Source organism: Streptomyces sp. NPDC058157, from assembly GCF_042884105.1.
Classification (GTDB): Bacteria; Actinomycetota; Actinomycetes; order Streptomycetales; family Streptomycetaceae; genus Streptomyces.
In genome coordinates, this window is record NZ_JBHVUQ010000011.1 from 34,666 (window position 1) to 50,131 (window position 15,466).

The following is a 15,466-nucleotide window of genomic DNA, read 5'->3' on the forward strand; positions in this document are numbered from 1 at the left end:
GTTCCCTTTTTTCGCCCCTGATCTCCCTGGAGCCTCCCCACCATGACCGAGCAGAACGAGAAGCAGTCACTGGTCGGGGAGGAGTACGAGGTCGAGGTCGGCCCCGTCGCGCACGGCGGCCACTGCATCGCCCGCACGGCCGACGGCCGCGTCCTGTTCGTGCGCCATGCCCTCCCGGGCGAGAAGGTCGTCGCGCGCGTGACGGAGGGCGAGACGGACTCCCGCTTCCTGCGCGCCGACGCGGTCACCGTCCTCACCGCCTCCAAGGACCGGGTCGAGGCCCCCTGCGCCTTCGCCGGCCCCGGCAAGTGCGGCGGCTGCGACTGGCAGCACGCCAAGCCCGGTGCCCAGCGCCGGCTCAAGGGCGAGGTCGTCGCCGAGCAGCTCCAGCGGCTCGCCGGCCTCACCCCGGAGGAGGCCGGCTGGGACGGCACCGTCATGCCCGCCGAGGGCGACAAGCTCCCGGCCGGCGAGGTCCCGCAGTGGCGCACCCGCGTCCAGTACGCCATCGACGAGGACGGCCGCGTCGGCCTGCGCAAGCACCGCTCGCACGACATCGAGCCCGTCGACCACTGCATGATCGCGGCCCCCGGCGTCACGGAACTCGGCATCGAGAAGCGCACCTGGCCGGCGATGGCCTCCGTCGAGGCGATCGCCGCCTCCGGCTCGAACGACCGCCAGGTCGTCCTCACCCCCCGCCCCGGCGGCCGCCTCCCGCTCGTCGAGCTGGACAAGCCGGTCTCCGTCCTCCGGGTCGAGGAGAAGGACGGCGGGGTCCACCGCGTCCACGGCCGCCCCTTCGTCCGCGAGCGCGCCGACGGCCGCACCTACCGCGTCGGCATGGGCGGCTTCTGGCAGGTCCACCCGCAGGCCGCCGACACCCTGATCAAGGCCGTCATGCAGGGCCTGATGCCGCGCAAGGGCGAGATGGCCCTCGACCTCTACTGCGGCGTGGGCATCTTCGCGGGCGCGCTGGCGGAGCGCCTCGGCGAGACCGGGGCGGTCCTCGGCATCGAGTCGGGCAAGCGCGCGGTGGAGGACGCCCGGCACAACCTGGCCGACTTCCCCCGGGTCCGCATCGAACAGGGCAAGGTCGACACCGCCCTCCCGAAGACCGGCATCACCGAGTGCGACCTGATCGTCCTGGACCCCCCGCGCGCGGGCGCCGGCAAGCAGACGGTCCGCCACATCGCGGGCCTCAACGCCCGCCGCATCGCCTACGTGGCCTGCGACCCGGCGGCCCTGGCCCGCGACCTGGGCTACTTCAAGGAGTCGGGCTACAAGGTCCGCACCCTCCGCGTCTTCGACCTCTTCCCGATGACGCACCATGTGGAGTGCGTGGCGATTCTTGAACCTATCGCGAAGGTCGCCTGATCTGAGGTTTTCTGGTTCCCGAGTCTGCTTCGACCTGTTTCCGGACGAACAACAGGTCGAGGCAGACCTTCACGGTGGGGAGCTGCCTGACCTCGTGCTTCAGGCGATGAAGACGGCAGTCCCACGGCGGCATCGCTGGATCGGCCAGATCCTGACGCTCGAATGACGCTGGCTGCATCCGGCCCCTCACCGTGCTCGTGCGGCAGGCAGGCGTATGAGCGGTTCGAGGAAGGAGCGGATTCATCGGGTACAGCAGTACGGGCTTGACCCCGCGTCGGCCGAAAGCCCTTTCGCGGCGGCAATGGTCGAGCGCCGGGATGAGGAAGGATTCGGTCTTGCCCGAGCCCGTGCCCTCGTGACCAGAGTGGGGAGCGCGGGCTCGTGTAGCGTGCTCATACGCCTGGCCTGGTGCTGGTACGGAGTTCCAGAAACCGCTCCAGTGCCGGCCGGGTCCCTTCATCGGTGAGCGCATAGGCCGGCGTGAGGTACTGAGCGAGACCGCCCCGCGACCGCGCGGCGGCCAGAGTGGGTCTCACGACGTTCACCTTCGCTTGGTGCAGGTCAATGAGCTGCGTCAACGGTACGCGGAGCTGCCGGCATCGTTGCCGGCAACGGCTCTCGGTGAATGATTCAGGCCAGTGCTTGGCCGGTGGCCGACGGCTGCCCACCTCGGGGCAGGAGACTCGCGTACAGTCCTCGGACCTGTGGGGGAAGATCTTGGGGGGAGTGGTGAACGTGACCGGTACGGAGCGTCCTCACCCGGTGGAGGAGTTCCTGACGGCGGTGCGCGCCGAGATCCTTGCGGAATACCGGAATGAAGCCGAAGGGGTTCTGAAGGTCTCCCTCTCCAAAGGGCGGCTCCTTTCGAACTCCGGCGGAACCCGTGAGTACCTCTTCGCATGCCGGTCCTGGCACGACAGCCTTGACGGTGTTCCCGTTCTCGCCCGACCATCCCGCTCCCGGAAGGCATGGGATGTGGCGGAGGTATCCCGCGCTCCCGACGGGACCGTACGGTTGGTGACGAAAGCCGACTACGGGACAACGCCCGCGAACCTTCAGATCCGCAAGGACGATTCGGCGAACTGGGCCGTGCTGGCCGAGCGGCTGGAGACCGCCGGGAGCAACGACAGTCCTGTCGACACGGTGCACGCGGGCTGGCTGGTCGGCCGGGGCGCACCGCGGACGGGCCGTGCCGAGAATCCCGGGCAATGGGTGGCCAACTGGGCGGGCCTCCAGCTGAACCCGCGCCAGCGCGACGCCGTAGTACAGGCCCTCGCGAGTGACGTGCTCTTCCTGTGGGGTCCGCCCGGCACCGGAAAGACCGATGTGGTCGCCCACATCGTCGAAGGCAGTTTCCGTCAAGGGCTCAAGGTCCTCTTCCTGGCTCCTACGAAGGTTGCGGTCGACCAGGCACTTGAGCGGATCTGTTCCCTGTTGGAGCAGGAGGCGGGATTCGCCGAGGGGATCGTCCAGCGGGCCGGGACCATCACGCTGCCCTCGTTGCGCAGCCGCTACGGAGACCAGGTCGATCCGGACCGGATCGCCGCCGTGCTCGTGGAGAGCATCGACCGACAGATCACCGTGGCGGCCGACCAGCTCAAGGGTGCGCGGGCGGCGCTGGCACTTTACGACCGCGTCCTGGAACTGGAGTCGGACCTCGCCACCGCCACGGCGGCAACGGCCGCAGCGGGGCGGGACCAGGCTACGGCGGCCCGGACGGTGCTGGCCGCGGAGGCTCTGGCCGCACAGCTGCGCTTGAAGATCGACAAGGTGGGGGAGCCGAAGGGCATCCTGGCGGAGCGCAAGGAGGCGAAACTTCGCGACCTCCGGGCCGCCCTGAAGCGGGAGACGGACGATGTGGCGCAGGCCAAGGCGGCCGGCGCGGACGCGGCCCGCCGTCATGCGGCGAGCGAGCGGAACGCCGACGGAGCCCGCCGAGCCCTCCCGGCGGCCCGAGCCGCCCTCATGGGAATCCCGCCCAGGGCGACCGTCGCCGACTCCGCCGGTTCCCTCCAGCAGCTGCTCGACGCACTCGCACTCAAACGCAAGCGCATCCAGGACGAGGTCCGGTCGCGCTGCCGGGTGCTGGGAGCGACCGTGGCGAAGGCCGTTCAGTCGCGCAGGCTCCTGGACGACGCGGACGTCGTGGTGATCGACGAGGCGGGGATGGTCAACCTGCCCTCGGCCTGGTTCGCCGCCGGCCTGGCCCGCAAGAGGGTGATCGCCGCAGGTGATTTCCGCCAGCTGCCCGCTGTGACCAAGGGCGACGGGGACCGGGAAGCGAGCGAGCAGGAGCGCGCCCACTCCCGCGACTGGGCGGCGCGTGACGCCTTCCACGCCGCAGGTCTGGTCGACTCCGCCGGGCGGGTACGCCAAGATCCTCGCCTGGTGGCCCTGGACACGCAGTACCGCATGCGCGCACCCATCTGCGCGCTCGTCAACGAGGTGGCGTACCCGGACGCGCCGCTCAAGACCGGGCGGGGCGACACCAGCCGCCTGCCCTTCGCCCCGCTCATCGACTCGCCGGTGATCCTGATCGACACTTCCGGGCGCCGGATCTCCGGCGGTGGTCGCAAACCGCACATGACGAACGCCGTCCACGCCGCCGTGGTGCACGAGCTCGTCCGGGGACTCCAGTACGAAGGAGTCCTGCCCGGCCGCAAGTGGCAGGACGTCCCCGAGGGGGAACGGGCCACTGACAGGCTTGCCGTCATCTCCCCCTACCGGGAACAGGTCAAGACCCTTAAGAGCAGCCTGGCCCAGCGGTTCGGGGAGGACTACGACGGCCTGGTCGACACCGTCCACCGGTTCCAGGGCAGTCAGCGCCCGGTCGTGGTCCTCGACACGGTGGCGGGCGCCGGCCGGGACCCCGGCTTCTTCTACAGCGGGACGGGCCTGTCCTCTCAGACCTGCCGACTCCTCAACGTCGCCCTCAGCCGGGCGCAGGACCACCTCGTCGTCGTGGCGGACGTGGCCTTCCTGCGCAAGCACCTCGCCCCGCACAGCGAGGCGCTGAAGATGCTCGGTCACCTGGAGGAGCACGCGCAGACCATCTCCGCGGACCAGCTCATCCCGGTCAGGGACGCGGAGCAGCTGGCCACCCTGTCCGAGGAGGAGCTGGCCCGTCCCGCCTTCTTCGAGCACAGCGAGGTGCTGAGCGCGGTGGCGTGGGACGTGGAGCGGGCCGAGCGCAGCATCGAGCTCTACTCGGCCTTCATGGACCCGGCCCCGGTCCGCCGTTGGGCCCAGATGCTCGGCACGCGGACGGCGGCGGGACTCCGGGTCACGGTCTTCACCCGTGCGCCGGAGGAGCAGCAGGAACCCTCCCGGGTGGCCCGGCACCGGGATCTGGTGAGCCTGTTGGAGGCGGCAGGCTGCCAGGTCGAGTTCCGTGAACGCATGCACGAGAAGGTCGTCATCATCGACGGCTCCGTGCTCTGGCACGGCTCGAAGAACCTGCTCGCGAACATCGGCCCGACCGACCTGATGATGCGCTACACCGATCCGGCCTCGTGCGACCGGGTACGCCGCCTGATGGAGCAGACCCGCATGGAGCGCCCGGCGCGGGCACCGTGGCGGCCGACGGAGACCGTCGCGGCGGCACCCGAAGTGCCGGCCCGGAAGGCCGAGCCGGCCAACCCGGCGGAGAAGGTGTATCCGGGACTGGTGCGCGATGGCCGCCTGTACCTCGATGTTCCCTACGCGCAGAAGGACGAGGCGAAGCGCCTCCTCAAGGCTCAGTGGGACAAGGCGAACGGGCACTGGTGGGTCGACGCGGCCCATGTCACCCCGGAGCAGGCGGCGCGCTGGCTCCCGTGACCGCGGCGGCGATCAGCACCGGCCCCTTCCTGTGCTTCGGATCGCTCACCGTGAGCTGCGGGGTACGTCCTCCGGCAGGCGCTTGCTGCTGCTGTCCTCCGGTGACATGTCTTCGCGTCCGTTCCCTCGTAGGAGTGAATCCTTCCCGCGTGACCGTCACATCGTAGGCCGCTGTCCGTTCAGAGGCTGGTGACAGGGGGACGGATGCGGAGGAAGCGTTACGACCAATGCGTGCTCGTCCTGATCGAAGTACGGGGCGGGCAGCGTGACTGGAACCGGGCGGAGCGGGAGTTCGAAGGGCAGGACTGGCCTGTCGCTGCCTCGTTCGCCCGAGGTGAGGGAGCGTCTGCCGGGGTGCTGAGGGCGGATACCTCAGCCCGGCTCTACTCCGTCGAGGTGCGGTTCTTCGGAGCTCGCAACCGGCGCACCGGACTGGCCGCGGCCTGGCGTGTGGAACGCCTGGCGCGGATGACCGGGCTGGAGATGTACGCCCGGCGGTGTGAGCCGATGGACCGGGACCGGGAGCAGCTGACCACCTGGCAGGCGCACACGGTGGTGCACCGGCCGGCGCGTGTGCCCGTACCGGGTCAGCGGACGGCGCTGGTGAGGCTGCGCCGCGCGGCCGTGCTCGCGGGCGTGCGCTTCACGGAGAGGCGCGGCCACCACGACACCGGCACGGCGGTCACGGGCACGGCGTCGGAAGCCCGCCGGCTCTCCCGTATGGACCGGCCGAGTCGTTCCGCCCCCGAACCTGTCACCGACGTACGGTCGCCTTCCGGCCGGGAACGCGGCCACATCGTGCCGCGCCGCGCGGAGGACCTTCGCCGCAGGTCGAACCGTCTGTTGACCTGGCTGCTGATCACGGTCTTCTGTGCGGTGGTCGCCCGGCAGGCGGGTGGGGTACGGACGTGGATCTGGGCGGGCGCTGCGGTGGTGTGCTTCCTGGCGGGAGCCCGGCTGGCACGCGAGATGTTCGCGTCCGGAGGCCGCGCGTTGAGCCTCGTGCTGTGGAGTGCGGTGGCGGCGTTCCTTCTCGCCGTGGCCCTCGGCGCGGACATGGGGGACGGCCGGGGCTGGACCCCGATACAGATGCTGACGCTCTTCGCCGTGCTGACGACGGCCTGGGGGATCCGGCTTCTGGTCCGCCAATGGACATGGACCGACTGGGTCACCTGCGTGGCGCCCCTTGCCTTCGCTGTCGTGGCGTCCGCCGTGGTGTCGTCCGGATCGGTGTTGCACGCGCTGTACGCGGACAGCCTCGGCCTGACGCCCGAGGACCTTGACGTGCCCGCAATCTGGCAGGCCACCTCAGCGGTGAAACTGCTGAGCCTGTTCAGCTTCGCCCTGTTCGTACCAGCCTTGTGGGGCATCGCGAAACACGTACACGCGCCGTTCGTCAGCCCCGTCGAGCGGCTCAACGTCCTGCTGTACGTCGTCGCCCAGGCGGCTGTGGTGGCCCTGTGCCTGCTGCGGGTGGTGGACTCGGCGGGTGATGCGGTGAAGGGCCTCCGTGTGGCGGCGGTCCGGCAGGTGGAGCTGCCCTCCTATTTCGGGGTGGAGCCGGAATGGGCGTGCGTGGAGCCGACGGTCCCCGCGGCGAAGCTCAGCACCTGGGGCGGTGTGCTGAACCCTGGCCGCCCGTACGTCTCCTTCGGCGAGGCTGCGGGGACCGTCTCGCTGTGGGACGAGCCGGCGGGCGAGGCGGTCCAGGTGCCGGCCGAGCAGGTACGCCTTCTACCGGTGGCCGACGGGAGGGGCCGGTGCACCTTCTCCTACGAGACCCTTTCGAAGGGGGGCTGAGCCTTGCCGGGGCTGTTCGCGGGGTTCTGAGAGGTTGGTCCCGCCCTCGGTCTCCCAGAGGCTCCATTCGCCGGCCCGTGCGACTGTGTACCGCGGTGCGAATCAGCCAAGTTCATTCGTCCCTGTCGTCCGTCCGTCCCCTGCGGGACAATGGCCGCGATGAGCGTCACGAACACCGGCCCAGGACCTCGCCCCGACGGCTATAGCCCCTTTGCCCACCTCACTGTGCAGAACACCGGCCTCTACCGGCAGGTGATGCGGGCGTTCGTCGTCGCCAAGGAGCGGTTCGCCGTTCATCTGCGGCCGGAGGACGTGCACGCCGCCCTGCCGGCCGAGGTGCGGCCTGGTGAGCTCGATGCCGTGGTGAAGGCGCTGGACAGCCTCGTCGGCTGGGGGAATCTGCGCGCCGATCCCGACACCGCGCGGGTCACCGCCGTCGAGGACTTCTACCGGAAGCGGTACATCTATCAGCTCACCCGGGCCGGGGAAGCGGCCGAGGAGGCGCTGGGCGCTTACGACGAGGCGCTCGGGCGGCGCGGCGCGCTGCAGGCCGTCGCCCTGCACGACATCGTGACCCAGTTGCGGGCCCTCCTCGTCCTGGCAGCCGAGGAACAGCCGGATCAGGCCAAAACACATCTGGCGCTTGACGCGCTGGCGAGCCGGTTCGCCGCGCTCGCCGACAACGCCCGTGCCTTCATGGGATCCCTGCAGCGGACCATCGACCTCCACGACGTCGAAGAGGAGGTCTTCCTCGCCTACAAGGACCGGCTCATCCAGTACCTGGAGCGGTTCATCCAGGACCTGATCACCCTCGGCGGGCGCATCGCCCGCCTGATCCTGGAGCTGGAAGACGCCGGGAGGATCGAGCTGCTGCTGCGGGCCGCCGCAGCTCGGGAAGCGGCCGACGCCTCGCCGGAGGAGACGGAGAACGCCGAGTGGGAGGCGTACCAGCGCTGGTCCGGGCGCTGGGCGGGCCTCGCGGCGTGGTTCATCAGCCGGGACGGGCGCGAGTCGCAGGCCAGGCTGCTGCGCGGCCGGGCCCTCGGGGCGATTCCCCAGCTCCTGGCCGTCGTACGGTCGCTGAACGAGCGCAGGGCCGGCCGCTCCGACCGGTCCGCCGACTTCCGCACCCTCGCCCGCTGGTTCGCCGAGGCTCCCGATGACGACGCCCGCCACCGGCTGTGGCGCACCGCCTTCGGGCTCTACCCCGCCCGGCACCTCACCGTCGACGCCGAGACGCTGGCCACCCGTGCGGCGCGGCCCGTGCCCGCGTCCACCCCGTGGGCCGAGGCCGAGCCGCTGCGGATCAGCCCCCAGCTGCGGCGCACCGGCAGCTACGAGCGGCGCGGCAAACCCCGCAAGGTCGAGGATCGGGAGGAGCGACGTCGCGGACTCGCCGAGGTGGCCGCCAAGCAGGCCGCCGAAACCGCGGCGGCGCGCGCCCGGCTCGTCACCGGCGGAATCACCCGGCTCACCGGAATCGGTGAACTCGATCCCGCCTCCTTCGGGCTCTTCCTGCAACTGCTCGGCGACGCGCTGGCCACCTGGCGGCCCGGCATGCGCCACACCGCGGCCACCAGCAACGACGGCTCCATGGAGATCCGGCTCAGCGCGCTCGCCGATGGCGGAACCGCGGAGATCCGGACGCCCGGCGGCGTCTTCCGCGGTCCCGACCACCTCATCGAGATCATCGACCTGACGGACGGAGCCGGCGACCGATGACCAGCACTCCGCTCGCCGAGGTGCTCGACGGCCAGCACGCCGCCGACCTCCGCAAGGCGGCCCGGGCCCTGCTCAAACAGCCTCTCCTGCTGGCCCACGGCCGGTATGCCGACGAGTTCCGCCTCGTCCGCCGACACACCTCCGAGCTGCGCGAATGGTTCGACCGCAATACCGGGTGGGCACTTCAGACGGATGCCGAGGCGGCTCGCCTGCGGAAGATACCCGGCGTCCTCGCCGACCCCACGCACCCCGCACGCGAGGTGACCCGCGCGGCAGCCCCGTTCACGCGGCGCCGCTACGTCCTGCTCTGTCTCGCGCTCGCCGCCCTGGAACGCGGTGAGGCGCAGATCGCGCTCGGCCGCCTCGCCGACCAGGTCGTCCTCGACGCCGCCGACCCCCACCTCGTCCGAGCGGGCATCCAGTTCACCCTGGACCGCCGGGACGAGCGCCTCGACCTCGCCGCCGTCGTACGGCTCCTGCTCGGCCTCGGAGTGCTGCGGCGGGTGGCCGGCGACGAGGACGCGTACGTCAGCGGAGCGGGCGACGTCCTGTACGACGTGGAACGGCGCGTGCTGGCCGGGCTGCTCGCCGCGCGCCGCGGCCCCTCCACCGTGCACGCGCCGGCTCTCGGGGACCGGCTGGCCGAACTCGTGTCCGAAACCGCTCTGGACAGCGACGAACTGCGCTTCCGCGCGATGCGACGGTCACTGACCCGCAGGCTCCTGGACGACCCCGTGCTCTATTACGACGACCTGACCGACGTCGAGCTCGGCTATCTCACCCGGCAGCGTGGCTTCCTCACCGCCCGCATCACCGAGCTGACCGGACTGGTTCCCGAGGTGCGCGCCGAGGGCATCGCGATGGTCGACCCCGACGACGACCTCACCGACGTCCGGATGCCCGAACAGGGCACCCATGGTCACGTCACGCTGCTGCTCGCCGAGCACCTGGCCGCGGCGGGCGGTCCCGTCGCCACCGAGCAGCTGGCACTCAGGGTCCGCGAACTCGCCGCAGAGCACGGCGGATTCTGGGCCAAGTCCGCACGGGAGCCCGGCATGGAGGCCGAACTCGTCGAACAGGCCGTCGTCCGGCTCGCCGCCCTCGGGCTGGTATCCCGTACAGCCAAGGGCGTGGCCCCACGGCCGGCCCTGGCCCGGTACGCGGTCGGCGAGACCGTCGTGCTCGAACCAGGTACCGCACGTATGCCCGCGCAGCGAAAGGCCAGCAAGCCGTGACCCGCCTCCCCGCCCCCCTGCGCCCCCGTTGGCAGCCGCTGCGCATCGGCCTCGTCGACCTCTTCCACTACGACGTCGAGGAGTTCCACTTCCGGGACGGCCGGCTGCTCCTGCGCGGGAACAACGGCACCGGCAAGTCCAAGGTGCTCGCCCTGACCCTGCCCTTCCTGCTCGACGGGGACCTCAGCTCGCGCCGCGTCGAACCCGACGGCGACCCGGGCAAGCGGATGGAGTGGAACCTCCTGCTCGGCGGCGAGCACCCGCACTCCGAGCGGCTCGGCTACACCTGGATCGAGTTCGGCAGGCGGGACGAGACCACCGGCGAGCAGCTCTTCCGCACGCTGCTGTGCGGACTCAAGGCGGTCAGCGGGCGGGGCATCGCACGCCATTGGTACGCACTCACCACCCAGCGGGTCGACCACGGCCAGGAGGCCGCTGCCGCCGCCGAGACGTCACTCAGCCTGCTCGACGCCACCGGCACGGCTCTGTCCCGGGACCGGCTCGCCGAGGCCGTCGCCGGACACGGCCTGGTCTACGACCAGGCGAAGACCTACCGCAGAGCCGTCGACGAGGCGCTCTTCGGACTCGGCGAGCAGCGGTACGGCGCACTGGTGGATCTGCTCATCCAGCTGCGCCAGCCGCAGCTGTCCAAGCGCCCCAACGAGGCAGCTCTGTCCCGCGCCCTCACGGAGGCGCTGCCGCCCATGGACCAGGCGGTCATCGCCGACGTGGCCGAGGCCTTCCGGTCCCTGGACGAGGAGAAGGAGGAACTGGCCGCGGCCTCCGCCGCCGAACGGGCCGCCACCGCCTTCCTGGACCACTACCGGCGCTACGCCCGCATCGCCACCCGCCGACGCGCGCGTCTCCCGCGCGTGGAGCACTCCCGCTACGAGCACTTGCAGCGAGACCTCACCGAGGCTCAGGGCCAACAGACCCGTGCGGAGGAAGCCAGGGCGGCCGCCGACGAACGGATCTCGGTCCTGGAGGAGACCGATGCCCGTTTGCGGGCCCAGGACGCGGCCTTGCGTGAGGGCCCCGAGATGCGCAGCGCCCGGGAGCTGGAGCAGGCGGCCAAAGCAGTGGAACGGACGGCTCACGCCCTGAGCCGTGCCCGGGACGACCGGGACCAGGCCGCAGGCCTGCACACCCGGGCCCTCGGGCGGCTCGGGGCCGCCGAGAACCGGCTGCTGTCCGCCGACCGGCTGGTCAGGAGCACCTTCGCTCAGGCGCGGGAGGCGGCGGCTGCCGCACGCGTCGAACTTCCCGAGGACGACGGACCGTCCGAGTCCGAGCTGCGGCGGGTGACCGAGGAGGCGGCGGCCCGCGGGCAACGTGCGCTCGACCACGCGGAGGAGCTCGCGGAAAGGGCCGAGCGTGCCGCCGAGAGCCGGCGCCGGGCATCGGTCCGCCTCGACGAGGCGAACGCCGATCTCGACCAGAGCACCGCGGCGTACGGCCTGGCGGAGGAAGCCGTCGTACGGGCAGGACAGGCCCTGCTGGACGACGTACGGGAACACGCCCGCGCCTGCACCGAGCTGGCTTACCCCGACCTGACCGGCCTGCTCGACGAACTCCAGGAGTGGACGGGGCACCTCGACGGGCCCTACCCGGCTCGTACGAGCGCGGTACGGGCCCACGGCGCGACAGCGGCGCTACTGGCCGATCAGGCTGCCGAAGCGGCACGCCGGACAGCGGAGCTGGCGGCGCGCACGACCCGGGTCCAGCAGGAACTGACCGGTTTGGAGGCGGGCGGCCGACGCGGGCCCCAGCCCCCGCCCACCCGCACCCCGGGCCTGCGTGACCAGCTGCCCGGCGCACCGCTGTGGCGGCTGGTGGACTTCCGTGAGGAGCTCACGGGCCAGGAGCGCGCCGGACTGGAGGCCGCACTCGAAGCCTCCGGGCTGCTCGACGCCTGGGTGCTTCCCGACGGCTCGGCCCTCACCGCAGAGGGGCACGACGTACTCCTCTCCCCGACGACCGGCCCGGTGCCCGGAACCTCGCTCGGCGCACTGCTGCGTCCGGCGGTGGACGCCGGCGACGCCCGTGCGGCGACGGTGGGCGAGGCCACGGTGGCACGGCTGCTCGACGCCATCGGCGCGGGAGGAGACAGCGGAGCCGGCACCTGGACGGGGCCGGACGGGTCCTTCCGCGTCGGCACGCTCACGGGCCGCTGGGCCAAACCAGCTGCCGAGTACGTCGGTGAGGGAGCACGAGAGGCTGCACGGAGGGCTCGCATCGCCGTCCTGCGGGGTGAACTCGAGCTGCTCCGGCAGGAGTCCGACGAGGCCGGGGCGCTGTCCGAGAACGTGGCCGCGCGGCGCCGTACCGTCGACGCCGAGCTGTCCCGTGTGCCCGACGAGAGCCCCCTCGCCCGGGCGCACGCCCAAGTGGCCGCTTCCGTCGATTCGGTGCGTCGGACCCGCGTGCGTTGTGAGGAGCGGGCCGCGGACCTCATGGAGGCGGCCGAGCGGGCCGAAGCAGCCGCCACCGAACTCACCGGGACCGCCGCCGAACTGGGGCTGCCCGACAGCCGGGCCGGTCTTGCGGAAGTACGCAGGGCCCATGGTTCCCTCGCCGTAGCCCTGGCCGCCCTGTGGCCGACCCTGCGCGAACGCGGAGAGGCGGCCCGCCAGGCAGAGGAGGAACGGGCCGAAGCCGGACAGGCGCAGGAGCGGACCGCCGAACTCGCGCTGCGCGCCGAGGAGGCCGGGCGTGAGGCAGCCGCGGCGGACGAGCGCCACACCACGCTGCGCTCCACCGTCGGCGCCGCCGTCGCCGAACTCGAACGGCGACTCATCGAGACGGCCGAGGCTCTGCGCGTCTGTGACGCGGACCAGCGGCTCACCCGAAAGCACCGCGCCGAGGCGGACCGGGACGCGAGCAGGGCGGAAGGCCGCATCGAGCAGCTGGAGAAGGGCCTTGAGAACGCGTCCGAGGCACGTGCGGAAGCGATCACGGGGCTTCAGCGGTTCACCACCACCGGCCTGATCACGGTCGCCCTGCCGGAGCTCCCCGTGCCGGCCCCGGGCGACGGTCCGTGGGCGGCCACCCCGGCGATCGTGCTCGCCCGCGCGATCGAGTCGGGCCTGGGCGCGGTCGACGACTCGGACGCGGCCTGGGAACGCGTACAGCGGCGGCTGAGCGAGGAACTCAAGACCCTGCAGGACACCCTCTCCAGGCACGGGCACAGTGCCTCGGCCCGCATGGTCGAGGACGGCATGGTCGTCGACATCGTCTACCAGGGCAGGGAACGCGCCGTACCGGAACTGGCCGAGGCGCTCGGCACAGAGGTAGGCGAACTCACCCGCATCCTGTCGTCCCACGAACGGGAGATCCTCGAAACCCACCTGATCACCGAGGTGGCGGGCACACTCCAGGAACTCATCGGGGCCGCCGAACGGCAGGTGCGCGACATGAACGCCGAACTGGAGGACCGCCCCACCTCCACGGGCATGAAGCTGCGGCTCGTCTGGCGGGCTTCCCGCAGAGCCCCAGCCGGGCTCCTTCCGGCCCGCGAGCGCTTGCGCCAGTCCGCCGATGCCTGGACCTCGGAGGACCGGACTGCGGTGGGCGAGTTCCTGCAGACGCAGATCGCCAGGCAGCAGACGGACGACACCTCCGGCAGCTGGCTCGAGCACCTCACCGCCGCGCTCGACTACCGGGCCTGGCACGAGTTCGGGGTCGAGCGGCACCAGCACGGCCGCTGGGTCCCGGCCACCGGCCCGGCATCGGGCGGTGAGCGGGTCCTGGCGGTATCCGTGCCGCTGTTCGCCGCGGCTTCCTCGCACTACGCCAGCGCGGCCAGTCCGTACGCTCCGCGCCTGGTCACCCTCGACGAGGCGTTCGCCGGTGTGGACGACGATTCGCGTGCCAAGTGCCTGGGGCTGCTGCACGCGTTCGACCTGGACGTGGTGATGACCAGCGAACGCGAGTGGGCCTGCTACCCGCAAGTGCCCGGTGTCGCCATCGCCCAGCTGTCGCGGATCGACGAGGTGGCGGCGGTACTCGTCACCCGCTGGGAATGGGACGGTACGAGGCGGCTGCGCCGTGAGGACCCGGTGCGGCTGCCGGACGTGCCTGCGGGCAGGCATGTGGAGGCGGCCGGACCGGAGCCATTGTGGACCTGAGGCCCGACGGCGTATCCGTCGACAGCGCCCGCCTGCGTCGCCTGCTGGGCGACCCCAGCACGAGCTGGCTGGTCGACCGGGTGCGTCGGCGCCTGGAGCGCGAGCAGCCGCTCACGGGCCCGGTCTCCCTCAGCGCCCCGACCGAGGAACAGCGGGCAGCAGCCGAACGGCTGCTCGGCCGCTCGCCGGGCAGTGGCCGATCCCTGACCGTCCGGCTCGACGACGTGGACGCCCTGCTGCGCCGTTCCGGCGTGAGTCCGGACGGGCTTGCCGCCGCCGTCACGGCCCTCACCGGGCCGGTCGTTCCACTCGACAGAGCGAAGGAAGCCGATGCGAGGGCCTGGCAGGAGGCGTACCTCCCACTGGACGCCCTCGTGGACGAGATCCCGGCCCTCGCCCAGTGGACCGTTCGTATGCGGGGTGACGGTCTGTTGCGACGCCTCGTGGGCACACCGGACGCCGCGCAGACCCTCCTCGGCCAGGTCGCCACCGTACTGCGCGGCCTCCCCGTCGACCCGCCCGTCTCGCTCCCCGCCTTCGCGGCAAGGGTCTTGGGCGCTGCCCATGCTCTCGACGACGACACCCCGCTTGCCACCGTCACCCTGGCAGCAGTAAGAGCACTGACGGGTTTCCCCGATGGCGCGGGCGCCGAATGGCGCCGGGAGGCCTGGGCATCGGCCGGGTTGCTGCGCGACGAGTTGTCCTCGACCGTCCTCACTCTGAACCTGCGCGGTACCCCCGTCCTGGACTGGGCGGCCGACGTGGGCGAACCATGCGTTCTGACCCTGCGGCAGCTCATCCGCAACCCTCCCGGCGTCTCCGCCCCATGGATCCGGATCTGCGAGAACCCGACCGTGCTGGCGGCGGCAGCCGATGTCCACGGCGCCGACTCCGCCCCGTTGATCTGCCTCCAGGGACAGCCTTCGGTGGCGGCCGTCACTCTCCTGCGGCAGCTGCACCAAGACGGAACCACGTTGCACTACCACGGCGACTTCGACTGGGGAGGCTTGCGCATCGCCTCCGCGCTGCTGCGCCGCGTCCCGTGGCTGCCCTGGCGTTATACGACGGCTGACTACCGTGCCGCGGCCCTCACCCGTCGGGGCGGCCCACCCCTCACCGGACGACCGGCCGAAGCCCCTTGGGATCCAGGTCTGCCCGACGCGCTTGAGGAACTGGGCGTCCGCATCGAGGAGGAGACAGTCCTCGACGTACTGCTGTCCGACCTGGCCTGACGACCGTGCGGGCGGTGGTCAGGCAGCCTGGCCATGACGCCCGCCCGCCGTACCGGAGGGGGAGGCGGCTTTCGTGTGCTGTGGGGTGGCAGAGCAGGTGGAGATCCGGGGGAGAGGGGGCGTTGTCACGATGGCCGGGTTCTCGCCGTAGGGGCGG

General features: G+C 71.6%; 7 protein-coding genes and 1 pseudogene. 7 read left to right on the forward strand and 1 reads right to left on the reverse strand.

Going from position 1 to position 15,466, the window contains the following annotated elements:
- Positions 1 to 42 precede the first annotated feature (42 nt).
- Positions 43 to 1,374 carry a class I SAM-dependent RNA methyltransferase gene (locus ACFVXK_RS05015; RefSeq protein WP_389610125.1) on the forward strand — a complete coding sequence of 444 codons (1,332 nt, stop codon included), beginning with the start codon at positions 43 to 45 and terminating at the stop codon, positions 1,372 to 1,374.
- A 232-nt stretch (positions 1,375 to 1,606) separates the two neighbouring features.
- Here the strand turns inward: ACFVXK_RS05015 and ACFVXK_RS05020 are convergent.
- A pseudogene (locus tag ACFVXK_RS05020) lies at positions 1,607 to 1,910 on the reverse strand (DEAD/DEAH box helicase); the annotation flags it as partial.
- Positions 1,911 to 2,391: 481 nt separating this feature from the next.
- On the opposite strand from ACFVXK_RS05020, the gene ACFVXK_RS05025 reads away from it, so the two are divergent.
- From ACFVXK_RS05025 to ACFVXK_RS05050, 6 genes are all read left to right on the forward strand, one after another.
- Positions 2,392 to 5,193 (forward strand): AAA domain-containing protein, encoded by a 2,802-nt coding sequence (locus ACFVXK_RS05025; protein WP_389610126.1) that lies wholly within the window; start codon positions 2,392 to 2,394, stop codon positions 5,191 to 5,193.
- 354 nt (positions 5,194 to 5,547) lie between these two features.
- The gene (locus ACFVXK_RS05030; protein WP_389610127.1) at positions 5,548 to 6,993 is read left to right on the forward strand and encodes an NnrS multi-domain protein; all 1,446 of its coding nucleotides are present in this window, start codon (positions 5,548 to 5,550) and stop codon (positions 6,991 to 6,993) included.
- A gap of 225 nt (positions 6,994 to 7,218) precedes the next feature.
- The gene (locus ACFVXK_RS05035) at positions 7,219 to 8,715 is read left to right on the forward strand and encodes a TIGR02677 family protein (protein WP_389610128.1); all 1,497 of its coding nucleotides are present in this window, start codon (positions 7,219 to 7,221) and stop codon (positions 8,713 to 8,715) included.
- A complete protein-coding gene (locus ACFVXK_RS05040; RefSeq protein WP_389610129.1) occupies positions 8,712 to 9,950 on the forward strand; it encodes a TIGR02678 family protein in 1,239 nt (412 codons plus the stop codon). The genes ACFVXK_RS05035 and ACFVXK_RS05040 overlap by 4 nt, the downstream gene beginning before the upstream one ends.
- Positions 9,947 to 14,077 (forward strand): TIGR02680 family protein, encoded by a 4,131-nt coding sequence (locus ACFVXK_RS05045; protein ID WP_389610130.1) that lies wholly within the window; start codon positions 9,947 to 9,949, stop codon positions 14,075 to 14,077. Before ACFVXK_RS05040 ends, ACFVXK_RS05045 begins: the two co-directional genes overlap by 4 nt.
- On the forward strand, positions 14,068 to 15,309 hold the full coding sequence (locus ACFVXK_RS05050; RefSeq protein ID WP_389610131.1) for a TIGR02679 family protein: 1,242 nt from the start codon (positions 14,068 to 14,070) through the stop codon (positions 15,307 to 15,309). The genes ACFVXK_RS05045 and ACFVXK_RS05050 overlap by 10 nt, the downstream gene beginning before the upstream one ends.
- The last annotated feature ends 157 nt before the right edge of the window (positions 15,310 to 15,466 follow it).